The sequence below is a fragment of the Bauldia sp. genome (assembly GCF_965232525.1).
GTDB lineage: Bacteria > Pseudomonadota > Alphaproteobacteria > Rhizobiales > Kaistiaceae > Bauldia.
The window spans coordinates 690,156-709,319 of record NZ_OZ246980.1 but is presented as its reverse complement, the minus strand read 5'-3'; the positions used below and the strand labels follow the sequence as shown (position 1 = coordinate 709,319).

Here is a 19,164-nt window from a genome sequence, read left to right as displayed (position 1 = left end):
CCGCATCGCTATCACGCCGCCTTGTTTGGCTTCAAGTCGTCACCGAGCGTCAACTGCAGCCACAGTGCGGCCTGCAAGAGCTTAGCGTCGTCGCCGCGGCGCCCGACCAACTGAACGCCAACCGGTAGGCGATTGGGTCCTTCGAGAAGCGGTAGCGACACGGCCGGAACGCCACAAAACGACCAGAGGCTACAAAAGGCCGGGTCCCCGGTGGTATCCAAACCATGTGGCGCTTCGCCGACGGCCGCCGGTGTTAGAATGGCATCGTAGCGTTCGAAGATAAGGTTCAGCGTGGCCATCAGCTGGTCCCGCACGTCGAGCGCGTGAAGATAGTCAATCGCCGCGATCTGCTCACCTCTCTTGATCGCTTCGCGCATGAAGTCGCTAAGTTGGTTCGCGCCGCGGCGGCGGTAGTCGCCATAGTTTTTGGCTAATCCGGCCAACATCAACGTCAAGATCATTTCCTCAGCATCGGAGAACTCATCAGGAAGGACGACTTCCTCACAATCGTTGCCAAGCGCCTCGGCGAGCTCCGCGAAACCGGCTTTGGTGTGCGGTGCTGCCAGATGCCAGGCGGGTCCTTTGACGAAGGCCAGCTTGGGTGTGCCGGGTGGCTCGGTTCGAAGAACATCGAGCAGCCGGACTGGCGCAGAGTGGAGCGAATCCTGGTCGCTTGGATCATGGCCGGCGAGTACATCGATGATTAGCGCTGCGTCAGCGATCGAACGGCTGAAGGCACCAATTGTGTCAAGCGGGCGCGCCTGCGGCAGGACACCGCCACGGGGAATGAGCCCGAAACTCGGCTTGAAGCCGACAATCCCACAGAAGGAGGCGGGGCGGATCACCGACCCGTTGGTTTGAGTTCCGATGGCGAGTGGTACCATGCCGGCCGCGACCGCCGCCGCCGAACCCGAAGACGAGCCGCCGGGCGTATGTTCGCGGTTGTGCGGATTACGGGTACCACGAGGATGCTTGGACCCCAGTTCGGTGGTGACCGTCTTGCCCATGAGCACAGCGCCGGCCTGGCGTAGCCGTTTGACGATGACGGCGTCCTCGGTCGGCCAACGCCCAGCATCCAGCGGTGTGCCATTCTCGGTCGGCATGTCCTTGGTGTCGACAATGTCCTTCAGTGCCACTGGGATCCCATCCAGTGCTTCGACTGCGCACCCGGCTGCGCGGCGTTTGTCACGCACTTCCGCCTGGCGCCGGGCATGATCTGGATCGAGATGGGCGAAGGCACCGACATCGGATTCGCGTTCGGCGATTCGCTTCAGGCACGAATCGCAGACCTCCCCGGCGGAAACCAAACCGTGCGCCATGTCGTCGAGAGCTTCAATCGCGTCTAGGTCGGCGAGTTCATTGGGCATCTTTGTCCCGATCCGCATCGCTAGAGCCTGACGCGCCGCAACCTCAATGCGTTGCTGATCACCGACACCGATGACAGGCTCATCGCCGCGGCGGCGATGATCGGCGACAGCAGGATCCCGAAGAACGGAAACAGGACGCCGGCGGCCACTGGGACTCCGAGCGTGTTGTAGACAAAGGCGAGGAACAGGTTCTGGCGGATGTTGCTCATGGTGACGACCGCCAGCCGCCGTGCACGGACGATACCGCCGAGGTCGCCGGTCATGAGGGTCATCCCGGCGCTCTCGACGGCCACGTCCGCGCCCGCGCCCATGGCGATGCCGACGTCCGCCGCCGCCAGGGCCGGGGCGTCGTTGACGCCATCGCCGGCCATTGCCACCCGGGCGCCCGTCTTCTGAAGCTCGGTGACGATCCGGGCTTTGTCTTCCGGCAGGACCTCTGCATGGACGGTATCGATCCCGAGTGCCGCGGCGACATGTTCGGCGGTCGGGCGAGAATCGCCGGTTGCCATGATGACTTTGATCCTGCGGCGCCGGAGCGCTTTGAGCGCCGCCGGGGTCGTCTCCCGGATCGGGTCGGAAACGGCCAGGACCCCGGCCAATGTCCCGTCCACGGCCGCAAACATCGCCGTCTCCCCGGCCTCACGCCGCCAGACCGCCGCGTCCTCGAGCTCCCGCACCGCAACGCCGCGTGCCTTCATCAGCGCGACATTGCCGACGGCAACCGTGCGACCATCGACCGTCGCAACGACGCCCTGCCCGGCGATCGCCTGGAAATCGCTGGCCTTGCCGATTGGCGTGCCGCGCTCCCTTGCCGCTTGGACGATGGCCGCGCCCAGCGGATGCTCGCTTTGCGCCTCCACGGCGGCGGCGAGCCGCAGCAGGACCGGTTCCGGGAATCCGGAGACGGTTTCGATGCTCGTGAGTGTCGGCTTGCCGACCGTGAGCGTACCGGTCTTGTCGATGACGACCGTATTGATCCGTGCCATCCGCTCCAGCGCCTCGGCGCTGCGGACCAGAATGCCGGCCTGGGCACCACGGCCGGTGGCCACCATGATCGAGATCGGGGTGGCGAGGCCCAGCGCGCACGGACAGGCGATGATCAACACGCTGACCGCCGCGATCAGCGCGTGGGCGAGCGCCGGCTCGGGGCCGACGGCCCACCAGACGACAAAGGCAATGACCGCGATCGCGATGACGGCGGGTACGAACCAGCCGGAGACCCGATCGGCGAGGCTCTGGATCGGTGCCCGCGAGCGCTGCGCTGCGGCCACCATCGCGACGATCTGAGCCAATGTCGTCTCGGCGCCGGTTCGTTCGACCTTGAGTTCGAACGCGCCCGTGGTGTTGGTGGTTCCGCCGGTCACCGGGTCGCCGCCCGATTTGGTCACAGGCAGCGGTTCGCCGGTGATCAGCGATTCATCGATGGCGCTCTGGCCTTCGACGATACGACCATCGATTGGCACGTGATCGCCTGGCCGGACGCGAAGCACATCGCCGACCTTGACCTGATCGAGGGGTACCGTTTCCGTTTCCCCCTCAGCGGTCACCCGCATCGCGGTCTTGGGGGACAGATCGAGCAGGGCGCGGATCGCGCCGCCGGTCTTCTCGCGGGCGTTCAGCTCCAGCACTTGTCCGAGGAGAACCAGCGCCACGATGACCGCGGCCGACTCGAAATAGACCGGCACGACCCCATGGTGGTTCTGCATGGCGGTTGGGAAAATACCCGGCGCGAGGACCGCGACCAGGCTGTAAACGAACGCTGCGCCGGTACCGACTGCGATCAGCGTGAACATGTTGAGGTTGCGGGTCTTCAGCGACGCGGCGCCGCGCTTGAAGAACGGCCATCCGCCCCACAACACCGCCGGGGTCGCCACGGCCAGTTGCACCCACTGCTGCTCATGCGGGGCAAGGAACGGCAGGAGATCGATACCGAAGAAGTGGTTGGTCATGTCGACGATCAACAGGAGCGCCGCCAGCGGGGCCGCGACGGCAAAGCGTCGCCGCATGTCGATCAGCTCGGGGTTCGGCGCGTCTGCAGCGGTCGGGACCATCGGCTCAAGTGCCATGCCGCAGATCGGGCAGTCGCCCGGTTGGGGGCGCACGACCTCCGGGTGCATCGGGCACGTGTAGAGCGTCCCGGCCGGCGCGACCGGCTTCGGCGGCGTGGTGTCGCCGTCGTGAACATGGGTGGGTTCGCTGCCGTCAGCGTTAACGGACATGCCGCACACCGGGTCCTTGATAGGAGTCTCGGCGTTTTCCTGCTTCGTCTCGGTTTCGGTTACGGCCATTTGGATATCATTTCTCGACATATACCCCCCTAGGGTATATAATAACAGAATGCAAGAGGACACCAAGAATTCGGTTCGCAAGCGCCTTAACCGGGTCGAGGGGCAGGTGCGGGGAATCGCACGGATGGTCGAGGCCGACCGCTATTGTATTGACGTGGTCACCCAGATCGCGGCGGTGCGGGCGGCGCTACGCCGAATCGAGGCCGAAGTGATCCGCGATCACGCCGCCCATTGCGTCGCCGACGCGGTGCGTAGCGGCGATCCGGACGAACGCCAGCGCAAGGTGGACGAGCTGATCACCGTACTGGAACGAAGCGACCGGTAATCGCCGAATTCGCCGATGCGGCGCCAATCAACGCGTGTCCGGCTGAGTCACCGCGGGCCAGACCCGGCGTGGTGCAGGATGGGCCGGCCTTCGCGTCCGCCCGCGCTGGCCGACGTGGGGCGTTTTCTCCCAGGCGTGAGGGCGAATGACCAGCTGCACAGCGGCTCGCAGACAAGCGAGAGCCATCAGCAGCCAGTAGAGCGGCAAGCCCAGCAAGGCAGGCAGGATCGGAAACCGGCGCCTTAGGCGGGTCGTTCGCAGCGAAAGGACCCACACGGCCAGGTAACCGGCGATGAGATTGAAGATATTGATGCCCACCACGACGGCAGTCAGCGTGCCGGCCTGATCCCACAGGCCGATGGGGTTGCGCATCAGCAGGATCGGCGTTGCGACAAAGATCGGATGGGCGATCGCCGAGACGATCATGCCGAGGCCGATCAGGTTGAAGCCGAGGAATTGGCGAATCCCGAGGTCTTTGGCCAGTTGGATCGGATGGCGCATGTGAACCAGCCAGGTCTGCATCCATCCTTTGAACCAACGGGATCGCTGCTTGATCCATGGCCAGAGCCGCGCCGGGGCCTCCTCGTAGGTTGGCAAGGTCAAGGTCGCGGCGCGATAGCCGTTGCGCGCGAGCCGGATGCCGAGGTCGGCGTCCTCGGTGACGTTGTAGGGGTCCCAGCCACCAACGGCCTCCAAAACGTCCCGGCGAAAATGGTTCGAAGTCCCGCCCAGCGGCAACGGCAATCGGAAGCGAGACAACGCGGACAGCAGGCCGTCGAACAAACCCGAATATTCGACCGCGAACGAGCGTGACAACCAGCTGGCGTCTGGGTTGTCGACGAGGAGCGGCGCCTGGAGGCAGGCAATGTCGCCCTCGCACCGGCAAAAGGTGGCATACGCTTCCCTGAGTTGCTGCGGGTCGGGGCGATCCTCCGCGTCGAAGACGGTCACAAAGGATCCGCGGGCAAAGATCAGGCCGTATTGCAAGGCCTTCGGTTTGGTTTGCGGGCCGATCGCCGGCACGATGATGACTTCGTAAGGTGTACCGTTGGTGAGCCGCACTGCGGCGGCTCGGGTGGGAAGGTCGCCCTCCTCGACGATCAGCTTGATGTCCAAACGATCGCGAGGCCAATCGATGGCGTCCATGGCTTCGACGAGCTCGGCGACCAGATGGGCTTCTTGCAACAGCGGGATGAGAATGGTGTAGGTGGGCAGGTCACGTTTGTCGCGAGCCGGCAGAAGCGGCCTAGGTAAGCGCCTCGGAACACGGCCGGCGGCAGCGAAGCGCAGCAGGGACACGCTCAGGAAGAACGTTGCGGCGATCAGATCGATAACGATCAGCGTCGCGATTGGCGCAGCAACCAGGGCTCCTACAAGGATCATGATGAGAGCCGCAGCAATGGAGACTTGGCGTCCGGTGACGACTCGTTTCGCCGACACATCGGTGTCGATTGCTTCGAGCCGGTGTAAGGCCTCGGCGCCGTAGCGATGCCGACCCGCCTGGCGAAGCGCCGCGCGTACGGCTGTTGGTGTCGTAATCGCGACGCGGGGCCTCGCCGTTGGATTCAGCCGCAGCCACTGAGCGATGTCGGCCATCATCGGCTCCGGCGGCGCGAGATATGCCATACCGCCGCCCGCGGACATCGCGAAGAGACCGGTGTCAATGGCCTCAATGCTGGTATAGGGGTTAGGTCCGAGGTCCACCTGTGATGTAAAGGAGAGGCCGAGTCGGCGAGCTCTCGCCCGAAAGATCGCGTTTTCACCGCCCAGTGGCTTGACCGCCAACGGCTGATCGATCGGATCCCGCCGCACAATGCCCCCCCAAACGGGTACGGTCAGTTTGCCCGTGCCGCACCCGGCAACGTCAAAGACCATATTTCACCCCAAAACCACCATGAGGTGAAGTGAGAAATGGCGTTCAATGCTCGGAAAAGATGAATGGCTGAATTGAACAGGTGGATCGGTCGGCTGGCGACGACGGCAGTGGTGGTGTTGGCCTTTGTTCAGCCGCCGGCAGCGCAGCAACCGGGCGGCTCAGACGACCCGGTTCTTTCGATCCCCACGTTCTGGGATCCCAAACGGCGGGTCGAGCGGCCGCCGGCCGGATCGGTGCAGGCCATCCGTTTCCTCACTACCGATGATTTCCCGCCGTTCGGGTTTCTCGACGAAAACGGCCGGCTGACCGGCTTCAACGTCGACCTCGCCAGCGCTATCTGCGCGGAACTCGACATAAGCTGCACGATCCAGGCACGGGAATGGGACGACTTGCTGCGGGCCCTCGAGGACGGCAATGCGGACGCCGTCCTCGCCGGCATTGCCATCACCGTTGCCGCGCGTGAGCTACTCGATTTCTCCGACGTCTATCTGCGCACGCCCGGGCGGTTCGCGACGCGTGCGGACATGGAGCCGTTTGCACTCACAGCCGATGGAATGGCCGGCAAGACTCTGGCCGTGGTGGCGCGAACAGCGCACGAAGCTTATCTGGCGGCGTTTTTCCCTGAGGTCGGGCGCAAGCTCTATCCGACCGTCGATGAGGCGCGGGCGGCGCTGCGGAACGGAGAGGCGGATGCCTTCTTCGGCGATGGCATGCAACTCAGCTTCTGGCTGCAGAGCGAAGCTGCCGACGGTTGCTGTCGCTTCATCGGCGGTCCCTACCTCGAATCCCGCTTCTTCGGCGAGGGAATGGCCGTCGCCCTGCCGCGTGACGCGGTCGACCTGAAGCAGGCGATCGACTCCGCGTTGGCCAGCCTGTTCGAGAACGGCACCTACGCCGAACTTTACCTGCGGTACTTTCCGGTTGGCTTCTTCTGAGCGCACCTAGCGGGTGGCATGCCGGGCGCGGGCGCCGCGCTCGATGGCCGCGACGATCAGCTTCTCCAGGCCGAGGCGGTCCCGCAGTCTTTGGAGAAAGCGTAGCTCCTCCTGCTCGACGTGAAGGTCGGCGGCCGCCACTTCCACCGCCATTGCGTAGGCGGTCTCGTAGAGGGTCGGTGGCAAGGATGCGGCGATGACATTAAGGACGGCGTCGAGGCCATCGTCCGCCTGAAGCAGCTCAGCGCAGGCCTTTGCCGTCGAGATCAGCTCTTCCTGATCGAAGCTGGCGAAGATCGGCAGGTTCTGGACGATGTTGCCGATCTTCTTCATTTCGCGATCGGTCATGGTGCTGTCGACCGCCGACATGGTCACCATTGCGTAGATCAGCGCATCGTGGTGGGGGACTGTTCTGATCGACTCGTTCATCAGGAATGCCTCGGTGGTAGATTGTTGGCGGACCCTATGGCGTCACCCGAGCCGAGGCAAGCGCCACGGCGGACGTTGACGCCGCAGGTTGGCCTTTCTAGGGTCCGCGCCGCTCACCGGGAATGAGACCATGACCCAGGCGACCCCGCCCACCATCGAAATCACCGCCGACCTGCGCGAGGCGGCCGCGGCTTCGAAAGCATGGCCATTCGAGGAGGCCCGGCGGATCATCGCGCGTCTCGACCGTCGCGGTGACGTGGCCGGGCCAGTGCTGTTCGAAACCGGCTACGGTCCCTCAGGCCTGCCGCATATCGGAACCTTCGGTGAAGTCGCCCGCACGACGATGGTGCGCAACGCGTTCCGACTGCTCACCGGCGACGCGGTTCCGACGACTCTGATCTGCTTTTCGGATGACATGGACGGCCTGCGCAAGGTACCGACCAACGTGCCCAACCGGGCGATGATGGAGGCGCATCTCGGCCTGCCGCTGACCAGTGTTCCCGACCCGTTCTCGAACGAGCATCCAAGCTTCGGCGCGGCGAACAACGCGAGATTGCGAGCGTTCCTCGATCGGTTCGGCTTCGACTACGATTTCATGAGCGCAACGGACGTCTATCGATCGGGCCGGTTCGACGCAACGCTGCTCAAGATGCTCGAGGTCTATGATGAGGTCATGGCGATCATGCTGCCAAGCCTTGGCGAGGAGCGGCGTGAGACCTATTCGCCGTTTCTACCGATCAGTCCGACCACCGGCGCGGTCCTGCAGGTTCCGATCCTGGAGCGCAAGCTGGATGCCGGCACCATCGTCTACCGCGATCCAGAAACCGAGGCACTGGTCGAGCAGCCCGTCACGGGGGGGCAGGTCAAGTGCCAGTGGAAAGCGGACTGGGCATTACGCTGGGCGGCTCTCGGTATCGACTACGAGATGTCCGGAAAGGATCTGATCGACTCGGTACGACTTTCGGCCCGGATTTGCCGCGTGCTTGGTGGCGAACCGCCGGAGGGTTTCAACTACGAGCTCTTCCTCGACGAAAACGGTCAGAAGATCTCGAAGTCGAAGGGAAACGGCCTGTCGATCGAGGAGTGGCTGACCTACGCCTCGCCGGAGAGCCTGTCGGTGTTCATGTTTCAGAAGCCCCGGGCGGCGAAGCGGCTCTATTTCGACGTCATTCCCCGCGCCGTCGATGACTATTTCAGCTTCCTGGCCGCTTTCCCGCGCCAGGACGCGCTGGCCCGGCTAGGTAATCCGGTCTGGCATATTCACGCGGGCGATCCGCCGACCGTGGATATGCCGATCAACTTCGCAATGCTGCTCAACCTGGCGGCTGCGTCGAACGCGCACCAGAAGGACGTTCTCTGGGGTTTCATCACCCGCCACGTTGACGGGGTGACGCCTCAGACCCATCCCAAGCTCGACGAACTGGTTGGCTATGCGGTCCGCTACTACGACGACTTCGTCGCGCCGACCAAGGTGTTTCACGCACCGGATGAAGAGGAGCGGGCGGCGCTCGAAGCGTTGGATACGGCGCTCGCCGATTTGCCAACCGACGCGGACGCCGCTGCCATCCAGAACGCTATCTACGAGGTCGGGCGCTCATTCTCTCGTTTCCAGGATACCCGCAAGACCGGTCCAGACGGACGTCCAGGGGTTTCGCTCGCCTGGTTCGCGACGCTCTATCGTATCCTGCTCGGGATGGAGCGTGGTCCGCGGTTCGGATCGTTCGTGGCGATCTACGGCATTCCCGAGACGCGGGCGCTGATCGCCCAGGCGCTGGCTGGCGAGCTCGCGGCCTGAGTGTCACGGCTGCTCGATTGCCGGCGTAAGGCAGGCCGGGTCGGCGGCGGTACCTCGCCACATGCCAAGGCGATCGCATCGGGCCGCCTCGGACGCCTCTTCGTACGCATCGGTAGCGTTGTCGTCAGGCAGAGCCCAGCCCTGGCGCAGCAGCCAATGGGCGACGTCGATGCGACCGACACGGCACGGCGCTACCGCTCGATCAACCCCGTCAAGGGCGGGCAAAAGGCACTCGACTGCCCGGCCGCGCAGGAACATCCGTAACGAAAACAACGCCGTCCGGCCGCAAGGCCAGATTTCCCCGTCGGCCTGTTCGCAGGTCTGTTCGAGTGCCGGCGGGGCCACGCCGAACACCTTGATCTCCAGGTCCTCCTTGGTCACGAACGTCGCGCCGTCCGTGGTGCGCGGCAGGAAGAACCGACGCCATCGGGCCGGTTCGGGCGGTGGTTCGGGGATCGGTTCGCGGACCAGCGGGCCGTCGACGGCCGGTCCTGGCGTGATCCCGGGGGGTGTCACGTCCCGCGCCGGCGGCGGGACGATTTCAGGTTCCGTAGCCTCTTCCTGGCTGAACGAAGGTCCGGAAGCAGCCACGACCATCAGCGCGGCGAGCGCAAGGATCAGTCCTGTTCGTCGTCCGGTCGTCTGAGGCGCCGCTGCCTGTCGCTGCATTGCACGAGATTAGCGAACGGGTGGGACCGCTGCCACGGCTTTGTGGGATAGCTCGGCGTGGTTCACTGGCTAGCCCAGATGATCCGCGCCATCCATTCGATATCGGCGAGATCGAGGCGCCGGTCCGGGTGCTCCGGATTGAGTGAGCCGAGCTCTACCAGTTTCGACGTTTTGCGTTGCAGTACCTTGGCCATCACCTCGCCGTCGCGGGTCTTGACCACGACCCGGTCTGCCTTGCGGCAGGTCGCGCCTGGGGAGACGATGATGACATCGCCATCACGGTAGAGCGGCAGCATGGAGTCGCCGGTGACTTCGAGAGCATAGGCGCCATCGCCACGCGGGCCGGGATAGTCGATCTGCTCCCACCCCTGGCCGGCGGGGAAACCGCCGTCATCGAAGAAACCACCGGCGCCAGCCTGGGCGAGACCGAGGAGTGGGACCTGACGGAGCGAGGCTTCCGCGCGCGATCGCCGCGCCCGGCCGCCGATCAGATCGATGAAATCGTGAGCGGTGGTGCCGGTCGCCTCCAGTATCTTGGCGACGCTTTCAGTAGACGGCCAGCGCTGGCGACCGTCGGCCGCGATGCGCTTGGAGCGATTGAAGGTGGTCGGATCGAGCCCGGCCCGACGGGCGAGACCGGATGTGCTGAGTTCGTTTTTCTCGGCGAGCTTGTCAATCGCCGTCCAGATCTGCCGATGCGACAGCACGCGACCCCTCCGCGCTGATTCGTTCCGCCAGTGTGGCAGGAATATATACCTTAATCACTTATCCCCGCCGAAGCCAATTGTCGAGTCCAAACACCATCGTCGGCGACGCCCGATCGATAAAGGCTTTTGCCGCGCGGCTGCTCTCACTCGGCTCGGCGGCAGCCACTATCTATCCCCCGACGGCAGCCGCGCCGTCGCGGCCGCCGAGGGGTGAATTAACCGCCTGTTTACCATGTTCGTCGGACTTTGACTCAGCCGGGGCGGGCGCCGATTCCCTCAGCCGTCACGTTGGAGACACGCCGCGCCGTTCGTGGGCTCTCGGCCCTGAGGGCGCCGTCGCCGGTGGGGCAGTTGGGTGCAAGAAGGCGGTGATGTCGCGGAACATCGCATTGGATGACGAGACCCGTGCTGCCGCGCGGCGGGCGGCGCGCGACGCCGGCATGTCGCTTTCCGACTGGCTCACCGACGTAGTCTCCCGTCATGCGCGAGGCGAGTTTCCTCCGCGGCGGCCCGCCTCCGATGGGGACGAACTGGCCGCCACGCTCCAAGATCTGGAAGACCGGCTGGCGTCGAGCAGCCGCGGGCGTGACCGAGGCGCAGTGACTGGTACAGCCGAACCCGAAACAAGGCTGCGGGGTCGGCTGGAGACCCTCTTGGCACGGCCATCGGCCCCCGACACGGGAAGCGTGTCCGATCCGCATCCGTTGCGCCGTGTGGAGCGGCGTCTCGAGGCTCTCTCAAATCGTTTGAACCGAACGGGCCAGGCAACGTTCAGCCGGGACGATATCGACCGGGACAATTCCTCCGCCGAAACGCTCCGGGCGGACATCGCTGCGCTTGCGGCAGACCGCCAGCCGCGTACTCCGGAAGGGCTGGAAAGCATCGGCGATGCGCTACGGGCGCTTGGCGTATCTGAACCCGATAGCCGAGCCAGCGCATCCGGGCTGCCCGCGGGGCAAGACTCAAAGACAGCTGAACCGGCACTTACCCAAGAAATCGCGGCCTTGCGTCGCGCGATCGAGAGCGCTGACACTGATCAGGCAGTTTCGCGTATTGCGATGGGGGTCGACGAACTCGCCCGTTCGGTCGAGGCATCGCTTGATGCCCGGCAGTCGGTTACCGAAGCCACGGCGGTGAGCATGGCGGCGGAGCTTGCCGATATCCGTGGTGCCATCGAGGATCTCACGGTCGCTCATGGCGCAGGCCCGGACGCCGCCGCGGTCGCTCGCTTGTCGACCAACCTCGCTGAGATCCGAGCGGCGATCGAGGACATCTCAGCAGGTCGCTCCCTCGCCGATGCCGAGGCGCTGGTGACGCTGGTCGATGGAATCGCGGAGTTGCACGAACGGTTGGCGACGCCCGCCACCGCCGAGCAACTCGACGCGGCAGCGGATCGGCTCGAATCCCGACTCGACGATCTTCTCTCAAGGATCGAGCAGATATCTCCCGCCGACGGGCTTGAGGTTATCGCCGGGATTGACGAGCGCATCGACGCGCTCGCCTCCAGTATCGACGCGCTCGGCCTTCGGTCGATCGATGCCACCGAACTTGAGGCGCTCAAGGCCGAGATCGACGCAATTCGTGGGACCATCAGCGATGTCGATCCGCAGCGGCTAGACGACCTCGAAGGCGCGATGCGTGATCTGGCCGCGCGTGTCCATGTTGAATCCGTGGCGAGTCCCGAGACCACCCAAATCAACGAACTGGAGGCACGCCTCACGGCGATTGCTGACGCTCTGGAACAGGCGGCGCCCAAAGCCGACACGCTGCGCAGTGTCGAAGCCCAGCTCACTCGATTGCAGGAGAGCTTGTCGGAAAGCCGCGCTGCGTCGTTCGACACCGCGCGATCCGTCGCCGAGACGGCGGCCGAGGCGTTCACCGCCGATCTTCAGGTCCGGCTCGCCAAGGACCTCGACGGTGTCCGGCGAGCCATGGCTGTGGTCGAGGCGCGATCGACGGAAACGGCGGAATCCCTGAAAGGCGCCTTGGCGTCGGTTGTCGCGCGACTCGATCGGCTGGAAGCTGAGAGCAGCGAGGTTGAGGAGATCGACGCGGCGACCGGAACCTTTGGTCAGGTCCCGACGGTCGCGCCGCCCCAAACACCACCACCTCAAACCGGCGAGAGCGCGCCGCCGTCGACCTCGCCTGCGAAAGCTGATCTTGCGGCGCTCAGGGAACTCGTAGCGGGCGCCGCCGAAGGAGACGATGGGGCACCCCCGGCTGACCGGCGCGCAGCGTTTATTGCCGCAGCGAGACAGGCGGCGCAGGCGACAACGCGGGAGCCGACGTTGGACGCGGCCACGACGACAACCGGTGTCGATCCGACGACCAGTCCCTTCGCTCGGATTGGTCAGGCAATCCGCAACCGGCGGAAGTCGCTGCTGTTGCTCGCTGTCGCCGCCGTTCTGGCGGTCGGCAGTTTCCAGATGATTGCACGCGATCGCGACGGTTTGAGACAGGCTGCGCTGGCTCCGCCGCCGGCCGAAGTGCCGGCGCTTCCCGCTCTCGATCCGGTGGTTGCACCGACCAACCGCCAGCCAGTACCAGCTTTCCCGGAAGTCGAAGACGCAGCCTTGATACCACCGCCGGCAACGGCGCGGGCTGCCATGGCTCTCGCGGCAGAGGAGCCGCTTGCCAATCGCTTCAACGCCGCCTTCAGCGCGGGATCGGTGACGTCGATGACGCTGGCGGATGGCGGCGCCGTCACGCCAAGCCTCGAGGCGCTGCGAGCGTCGGCCGCTGCCGGCGACGCCCTGTCGGCATTCGCACTGGCGGATCGCTACGCCGAGGGCGTTGGCGTCGCACGGAACTTCGCCGTCGCCGCTCTCTGGTATCAGCAGGCGGCGGAGGCCGGACTGGCGCTCGCCCAGTATCGCCTGGCGAGCCTGTATGAACGGGGCCGCGGTGTCGCGAAGGACCCGGATGCCGCCATCCGCTGGTATCGTCGCGCGGCCGAACAGGGCAACATTGGTGCGATGCACAACCTCGCGGTTCTGGTCAGCGAGGGCGCGGGAGGTGAGACCAACGACGCGGAAGCGCTCACCTGGTTCCGCGCCGCCGCCGAGCACGGGGTCAAGGACAGCCAGTACAATCTCGGCGTCATTTACGCCCGGGGCATCGGCGTTTCACCGGATCTCGCGGAATCCTACAAGTGGTTTGCAGTGGCCGCCGAGCACGGCGACACCGATGCCGCCCGTCGCCGCGACGAGATCGCCACGATCCTTGAGCCGGACGAGCTTGCACAGGCAAAGGCGGCGGCAGAGACATGGCGAGCCAAGCCGTCGATCCCAGAGGCCAATAGTGTCACGAAACCATCCGGCCCACCCCATGGTCCCGGCATCACGGCTGCGGAGCGGCACGAACTCATCGCCAAGATCCAGTCTCTCCTCGCTGACCAGGGGTATGATCCCGGTCCGCCTGATGGGATCGACGGGCCGAAGACGCAGGAGGCGGTTCGCGCCTTCCAGCGCGGCATCGGTATCGCGGCGACGGGACAGATCGATAGCGACCTGATGACCGCGCTGGTTCGCTAGACACCTGAGTTCCGGCGGTCGGCAGCCTGGCCGCCGACGCGTTGACAGCGCTGAGCGGCGGCGCTTTATCGGTTCATGCGGCACGCGATGGCGCGGGCGCCGCGAAACACGGCCCTGATGGCGTAGCTCGTGCAGCTCTACCTCCCCATTGCCGAACTCTCGGTGAACATGTTCATCATCTTCGGCATGGGTGGAGCCGTCGGCTTCCTCTCGGGGCTGTTCGGGGTCGGTGGAGGCTTCCTGCTGACCCCGCTCCTGATATTCTCCGGCATTCCGCCGGTGGTGTCGGTGGCGACCGTCGCCACCCAGATCGTCGCGGCATCGTCGTCGGCCGCGATGAGCTATTGGCGCCGCCGGATGATCGACATGAAACTCGCCGGCGTGCTGATGATCTCCGGCGCATTCGGAACCCTGCTCGGCGTGTTGGTGTTCAACGGCCTCCGTCAACTCGGCCAGCTCGATCTGATCATCGCCATCTCGTACGTCACGTTCCTCGGCATCATCGGCGCGCTGATGCTGCGCGAGTCGGTCACCGCGATCATCAATGCCCGGCGCGGCCGTCCCGCGCCGTTGCGCCGCCCCGGTCAGCACACTTGGATGCACGGCCTGCCTTTCAAGATGCGGTTCAAGCGTTCGAAGCTTTACGTCAGCGTGATACCGATCATCGCCCTGGGCATCGCCATCGGCTTCCTCGGCGCATTGCTCGGGATCGGTGGCGGATTCATCCTGGTGCCGGCCCTGATCTATCTTTTCCGGGTGCCGACCAACATGGTGATCGGGACGTCGCTGGTTCAGATCATCGCCACCATGTCGGTGGCGACGGTCCTCCACGCCGTTTCCAGCCAGTCCGTGGATGTCGTCCTGGCGTTGATCCTGATGGTCGGCGGCGTCGTCGGTGCCCAGTTCGGCGCCCGAGTCGGCCAGAACATCCGTGGCGACCGCCTCCGCGCCCTGCTCGCACTCCTAGTGCTGGCGGTCGCGGCGCGTTTCCTGATCGGGCTGGTAACGCCGCCGGATGAGCGGTACTCGCTAACAGTCCTGAACGGGGTCGGGCTATGAGACGGTGGCTCGCGGCCCTCTCCTTGACGGCAACGCTGGCGGCCGATCACGCCACTGCCGAGCAGATGACGATTTCGTTGTCGACCAGCGAGATTCGGATCGATTCGACCTTTGCCGGCGATATGGTCACGCTCTTCGGCGTCATAACCCGCGATGCAGCGACCGTGTCACGTCCGGAAGACTACGAGATCGCCGTTCTGTTTCGTGGTCCACCGGAAACCGTGGTCGAGAGGCGGAAGGACAGGATCGCCTTCCTATGGATCAACAACGCCTCGGAGACGATCATCGATGCACCGTCGGTGTACGCGCTCGACACGTCCGGCGACCTGACGGAGATTTCGACCGGGCCGCTGCTCGCGCGCTACGAACTCGGCTTCGAGAACATCCGACTGACCTATCAGAACCACGCCCAGGCCAACGATCCTCGGGCGGAAGAATTCCGCGAGGCGTTCATTCGGCTTAAGCAGGATGCTGGGCTCTACACGGAGCAGTTTGCCGGTGTGTCTTTCATAGGCGGCACCGACAATGTCTTCCAGTCGGCGATGTGGGTCCCGGCCAACGCCCCTGACGGGCGCTACACCATCGACGTCTACCTGTTCTCGGGCAACGCCCTGCTTGCCCACGAGCAGGGTGAGGTTCAGATCGTCAAGGTCGGTCTCGAGCAGTTCATGTTCGCCGCGTCTCAGGAACATGCGCTGCTCTACGGGCTCGCGTGCGTGGTACTAGCCCTGTTCATAGGTTGGCTCGGCGGTTTGATTTTCCGCCGCGACTGACCGTAGGCCAGTCAGTCGGGCCGCAGCGCTCTGGAGCCGACGGGGTAGACCCGGTCGTCGCCGAGCATGAAGGCGCGCAGCGTCTGCAGCGCGAACAGCCCGGCGAATGCGCGGTCCATAATGTTGAGCCCGCCGGCGTAGGTGCCGAACGCGGGCATCACCAGCCGTTCACCGTCACCGGCGAAACAGCGGCGGCGCACCGATCGGCCATTGCCGGCGACCCGAGCGGCGGGATGCAGATGCCCGGCAATCTCGCCTGCGGGAGCCCCCGGAAGCGGCTCGTGCACGAAGCGGACCGGGCCGACCGCCAACTGGTCGAGATGTGATCCGGCGAGGTCGCGGGGTAGCGCCGGGTCGTGATTGCCGGCGATCCAAATCCAGTCGCGGCCGGACTGGATCGACGCCAATGCCGCGCGGTCGCGCCGGGAGAGGCGTGTGGCGCCATCGTTGTCATGGAAGCTGTCGCCGAGTGACACGACGATGCGCGGGGCCAGTCGCGTCACGACGCGGCTCAGTCGGGTAAGCGTCGCGGTGGTGTCGTAGGGCGGGATCAACTGCCCGCGGCGGGCAAAAGCCGAGCCCTTTTCCAGATGCAGGTCGGCGACCACCAACAATCGCTGATCCGCCCACCAGAGAACCCCGTCGGGGAAGGCTTCCAGCACGACGCCAGCGACGCCGACCAACGCCGGCGTGCTCTCGGAGGCCTGCACCCTCGCGGCCTCAGCCATCGCCCATCGCCTCACGGACCAGATCGTCGGCGGCTTCGCGCAGAACATCCTCCTGTGCCTCGCCGGGCACGGCTTCCTTGCCGATCTCAAGCATCACCGGAACCGCCAAAGGCGAAATCCGATCCAGACGCTTGTGGACGATTCTGCCCTTGATTCGGGACAGCAGTCCACCCAGGCGGGCGACGTCGAGATGGCCGGTGGCGGCATCGGTCCAGGTTGCCTGCATCAGGATATGGTCCGGCTCGTGCTCGCGCAGCACGTCGTAGATGAGATCGGACGAGACGGTGACCTGGCGGCCGGTCTTTTCCTTGCCCGGATGGCGTTTTTCGATCAGTCCGGAAATCAGGGCGCAGGCGCGGAAGGTGCGCTTCAGCAGGTAACTGTCGGCAAGCCACGCATCGAGGTCGTCGCCCAGCATATCCTCATCGAAGAGCGCGGCCGGGCTCGGATCACCGCGGGCAAAAGCGGCGCCGATGTCGCGCAGTCCCCAGACCGCCAGCGAATAGTCGGTTGCGACAAAGCCGGTCGGACGCAGCCGCGCCCGCTCCAGCCGGCGGGTCAGCAACATCCCCAATGTCTGATGGGCGAGCCGTCCTTCGAACGGGTAGCAGACCAGATAGAATCTTCGCCCACGCGGAAACGTCTCGATCAGCAGCTGGTCACGCTTCGGCAGCAGCGACCGGCGTTTCTGGATTCTCAGCCAGTCGGACACCTGCGACGGCAGCCGCGACCAAGCTTTCGGATCAGCAAGCAACGCCCGCACGCTCTTGGCAAGGTAAGTGGTGAGCGGGAACTTGCCACCGGCGTAGATCGGGATTTTCGGCGTGTCGTCGGCGGTACGGGTAGCGATGGCCTCGTTCTCGCGGACGCCTTCGAAGCGAAGAATCTGGCCAGCGAACAGAAACGTATCGCCCGGCGTCAGATCCTCGATGAAGTACTCTTCGATCTTGCCGAGGATCCGCCCGCCGCGACCCGCGAAGCCTTGGCGGGCGGAGCGGCTGACCCGCACGTTGAGCATCGCCGCCTCGATGATTGTGCCGACGTTCAGCCGGTACTGCTGCCCGAAGCGGGGATGAGTCAGCCGCCATAACCCGTCGGGGCCCCGGCGGATCTTCGCATACCGGTCGTAGGTCTTCAGCGCATAGCCGCCCGTGGCGACGAATTCGACGACGCGGTCGAACGTTTCCCGCGTCAGGTCGCGATAGGGATAGGCCGAGGCGATCTCCCGGTGCGCGTCTCCCGCGTCGAACGGGCCGGCGCAGGCCATCCCCAGCACATGCTGGGCGAGCACGTCGAGGCCGCCGTCGCGGATCGGCGGCGTATCCTGGGCGCCGAGATAGTTGGCATCAAGGGCGGCCTGACACTCCATCACCTCGAAGCGATTGGCCGGGACGAGGAGCGCTTGCGACGGCTCGTCAAGACGATGATTGGCGCGGCCGATACGCTGGGCCAGGCGGCTGGCACCCTTCGGCGCGCCGATATGGACAACGAGGTCGACGTCGCCCCAGTCGATGCCCAGATCGAGGGTTGACGTGGCGACCACGGCGCGCAGCTGGCCGGCGGCCATGGCCCGCTCCACTTTGCGCCGTTGGGTGGCGTCGAGCGAGCCGTGATGCAGGGCGATCGGCAGGCCGTCGGTGTTGATGCGCCAGAGTTCCTGGAATATCAGCTCCGCTTGGCTGCGGGTATTGACGAACAGCAGCGCCATCCGGCTCGCGGCGATCGCCGTGTAGATGTCGCTGAGGGCGTAGCGCGCGGAGTGGCCGGACCAGGGGACCCGCTCGTCTGATTTGAGGATGGTGATGTCGGGCTTGGCGCCGCCCTCGACCGTGACGATGTCGGCGAAGCGTCGGCGGCTGCCGGTCTGCGCCATCAGCCAGGCGCGCAGGCCGTCCGGATCGGCGACGGTCGCAGACAGGCCGATGGTCTTCAGCTTCGGAGCGAGTGTCCGCAAACGCGCCAGCCCCAGGGCGAGGAGATCGCCGCGCTTGCTCACCACCAGCGAATGCAACTCGTCGAGGATCACCGTCTGCAGGTCGGCGAAAAAGCGGTCCGCGTCCGTGGCGGAAAGGAGCAGGGCCGTCTGCTCCGGCGTGGTGAGCAGGATGTCGGGCGGCCGCAGCTTCTGCCGTTGGCGCTTGTGCAGCGGCGTATCGCCGGTCCGGGTTTCGAGGCGGACTGGAAGGTCCATCTCGGAGACCGGTTGCTCGAGGTTGCGGGCGATATCGACGGCCAGCGCTTTCAGCGGTGAGACGTAGAGGGTATGGGGCCCGCGCCCGCCGAGCGGGGCGTCTCGCGGCCGTTCGTAGAGCGACACCAGTGACGGCAGAAACCCGGCGAGTGTTTTGCCGGCACCGGTCGGGGCGATCAGCAGGGTCGACCGGCCCGCCCGGGCCTTCTCCAGGAGGGCAATTTGATGCGGCCGCGGAGTCCAGCCGCGGCCGGCGAACCAGGCCGCGAATGGCGCCGGCAGCAGGGCGTCTGCGCTGTCAGCGATGCGAACGGGCGCGGTCATGGAGACAACAGGTACCGCGTCGACCAGCGGTCGTCCACGGTTTGTTCCGGCCGTCACAGTCGGAAAATCTGGTGTCACAACGCTGCGTATCGTGTTGAATGCTTGCCATCTTGGGTTCGATCCGGGCGGGGATTAGGGATGGGAGGTTCTTTCGATGAAGATCAG

The 19,164-nt window shown here is 65.3% G+C and carries 14 protein-coding genes; 6 read left to right on the top strand and 8 right to left on the bottom strand.

Going from position 1 to position 19,164, the window contains the following annotated elements:
• Positions 1-11: 11 nt before the first annotated feature.
• Both ACO076_RS03345 and ACO076_RS03340 read right to left on the bottom strand, forming a co-directional pair.
• The gene (locus tag ACO076_RS03345) at positions 12-1,367 is read right to left on the bottom strand and encodes an amidase (protein ID WP_421725317.1); all 1,356 of its coding nucleotides are present in this window, start codon (positions 1,365-1,367) and stop codon (positions 12-14) included.
• A gap of 20 nt (positions 1,368-1,387) precedes the next feature.
• A complete protein-coding gene (locus ACO076_RS03340; protein ID WP_421726663.1) occupies positions 1,388-3,655 on the bottom strand; it encodes a heavy metal translocating P-type ATPase in 2,268 nt (755 codons plus the stop codon).
• Between the two features lie 49 nt (positions 3,656-3,704).
• On the opposite strand from ACO076_RS03340, the gene ACO076_RS03335 reads away from it, so the two are divergent.
• Positions 3,705-3,980, top strand: coding sequence for a metal-sensitive transcriptional regulator (locus ACO076_RS03335; protein ID WP_421725316.1), 276 nt, complete (start codon positions 3,705-3,707; stop codon positions 3,978-3,980).
• Positions 3,981-4,007: 27 nt separating this feature from the next.
• Here the strand turns inward: ACO076_RS03335 and ACO076_RS03330 are convergent, their stop codons facing one another.
• The gene (locus ACO076_RS03330) at positions 4,008-5,576 is read right to left on the bottom strand and encodes a glycosyltransferase family 2 protein (RefSeq protein ID WP_421725315.1); all 1,569 of its coding nucleotides are present in this window, start codon (positions 5,574-5,576) and stop codon (positions 4,008-4,010) included.
• Positions 5,577-5,918: 342 nt separating this feature from the next.
• Here ACO076_RS03330 and ACO076_RS03325 point away from each other — a divergent pair, with 342 nt between their 5' ends.
• Positions 5,919-6,791: a transporter substrate-binding domain-containing protein gene (locus ACO076_RS03325; RefSeq protein ID WP_421725314.1), complete on the top strand. Its 873-nt coding sequence runs from the start codon at positions 5,919-5,921 to the stop codon at positions 6,789-6,791.
• Between the two features lie 6 nt (positions 6,792-6,797).
• On the opposite strand, the gene ACO076_RS03320 is transcribed toward ACO076_RS03325, so the two are convergent.
• Positions 6,798-7,220: a tellurite resistance TerB family protein gene (locus ACO076_RS03320; protein WP_421725313.1), complete on the bottom strand. Its 423-nt coding sequence runs from the start codon at positions 7,218-7,220 to the stop codon at positions 6,798-6,800.
• A gap of 130 nt (positions 7,221-7,350) precedes the next feature.
• Between ACO076_RS03320 and ACO076_RS03315 the strand changes: the two genes are divergently transcribed.
• Positions 7,351-9,015 (top strand): lysine--tRNA ligase, encoded by a 1,665-nt coding sequence (locus ACO076_RS03315; RefSeq protein ID WP_421725312.1) that lies wholly within the window; start codon positions 7,351-7,353, stop codon positions 9,013-9,015.
• 3 nt (positions 9,016-9,018) lie between these two features.
• On the opposite strand, the gene ACO076_RS03310 is transcribed toward ACO076_RS03315, so the two are convergent.
• Together ACO076_RS03310 and ACO076_RS03305 are read right to left on the bottom strand one after the other, a co-directional pair.
• Positions 9,019-9,684, bottom strand: coding sequence for a thermonuclease family protein (locus ACO076_RS03310; protein ID WP_421725311.1), 666 nt, complete (start codon positions 9,682-9,684; stop codon positions 9,019-9,021).
• Positions 9,685-9,746: 62 nt separating this feature from the next.
• Complete coding sequence (locus tag ACO076_RS03305; protein WP_421725310.1) at positions 9,747-10,391, bottom strand: S24 family peptidase; 645 nt, start codon at positions 10,389-10,391, stop codon at positions 9,747-9,749.
• Positions 10,392-10,762: 371 nt separating this feature from the next.
• Here ACO076_RS03305 and ACO076_RS03300 point away from each other — a divergent pair, with 371 nt between their 5' ends.
• The 3 genes from ACO076_RS03300 (at position 10,763) to ACO076_RS03290 (ending at position 15,756) form a co-directional block, all read left to right on the top strand.
• Positions 10,763-13,924: a peptidoglycan-binding protein gene (locus ACO076_RS03300; RefSeq protein ID WP_421725309.1), complete on the top strand. Its 3,162-nt coding sequence runs from the start codon at positions 10,763-10,765 to the stop codon at positions 13,922-13,924.
• 129 nt (positions 13,925-14,053) lie between these two features.
• Complete coding sequence (locus tag ACO076_RS03295) at positions 14,054-14,983, top strand: sulfite exporter TauE/SafE family protein (protein ID WP_421725308.1); 930 nt, start codon at positions 14,054-14,056, stop codon at positions 14,981-14,983.
• Positions 14,980-15,756, top strand: coding sequence for a TIGR02186 family protein (locus ACO076_RS03290; RefSeq protein ID WP_421725307.1), 777 nt, complete (start codon positions 14,980-14,982; stop codon positions 15,754-15,756). The genes ACO076_RS03295 and ACO076_RS03290 overlap by 4 nt, the downstream gene beginning before the upstream one ends.
• 11 nt (positions 15,757-15,767) lie before the next feature.
• On the opposite strand, the gene pdeM is transcribed toward ACO076_RS03290, so the two are convergent.
• Positions 15,768-16,484 (bottom strand): ligase-associated DNA damage response endonuclease PdeM, encoded by a 717-nt coding sequence (gene pdeM, locus ACO076_RS03285; RefSeq protein WP_421725306.1) that lies wholly within the window; start codon positions 16,482-16,484, stop codon positions 15,768-15,770.
• Positions 16,477-18,999: a ligase-associated DNA damage response DEXH box helicase gene (locus ACO076_RS03280; RefSeq protein WP_421725305.1), complete on the bottom strand. Its 2,523-nt coding sequence runs from the start codon at positions 18,997-18,999 to the stop codon at positions 16,477-16,479. The genes pdeM and ACO076_RS03280 overlap by 8 nt, the downstream gene beginning before the upstream one ends.
• Positions 19,000-19,164 lie beyond the last annotated feature (165 nt).

What these genes read in the sequence shown, in the direction of transcription:
- ACO076_RS03345 (WP_421725317.1), bottom strand. Translation starts at nt 1,367, where the DNA reads ATGCCCAATGAACTCGCCGACCTAGACGCGATTGAAGCTCTCGACGAC.
- ACO076_RS03340 (WP_421726663.1), bottom strand. Translation starts at nt 3,655, where the DNA reads ATGGCCGTAACCGAAACCGAGACGAAGCAGGAAAACGCCGAGACTCCT.
- ACO076_RS03335 (WP_421725316.1), top strand. Translation starts at nt 3,705, where the DNA reads ATGCAAGAGGACACCAAGAATTCGGTTCGCAAGCGCCTTAACCGGGTC.
- ACO076_RS03330 (WP_421725315.1), bottom strand. Translation starts at nt 5,576, where the DNA reads ATGGCCGACATCGCTCAGTGGCTGCGGCTGAATCCAACGGCGAGGCCC.
- ACO076_RS03325 (WP_421725314.1), top strand. Translation starts at nt 5,919, where the DNA reads ATGGCTGAATTGAACAGGTGGATCGGTCGGCTGGCGACGACGGCAGTG.
- ACO076_RS03320 (WP_421725313.1), bottom strand. Translation starts at nt 7,220, where the DNA reads ATGAACGAGTCGATCAGAACAGTCCCCCACCACGATGCGCTGATCTAC.
- ACO076_RS03315 (WP_421725312.1), top strand. Translation starts at nt 7,351, where the DNA reads ATGACCCAGGCGACCCCGCCCACCATCGAAATCACCGCCGACCTGCGC.
- ACO076_RS03310 (WP_421725311.1), bottom strand. Translation starts at nt 9,684, where the DNA reads ATGCAGCGACAGGCAGCGGCGCCTCAGACGACCGGACGACGAACAGGA.
- ACO076_RS03300 (WP_421725309.1), top strand. Translation starts at nt 10,763, where the DNA reads ATGTCGCGGAACATCGCATTGGATGACGAGACCCGTGCTGCCGCGCGG.
- ACO076_RS03290 (WP_421725307.1), top strand. Translation starts at nt 14,980, where the DNA reads ATGAGACGGTGGCTCGCGGCCCTCTCCTTGACGGCAACGCTGGCGGCC.
- pdeM (WP_421725306.1), bottom strand. Translation starts at nt 16,484, where the DNA reads ATGGCTGAGGCCGCGAGGGTGCAGGCCTCCGAGAGCACGCCGGCGTTG.
- ACO076_RS03280 (WP_421725305.1), bottom strand. Translation starts at nt 18,999, where the DNA reads ATGACCGCGCCCGTTCGCATCGCTGACAGCGCAGACGCCCTGCTGCCG.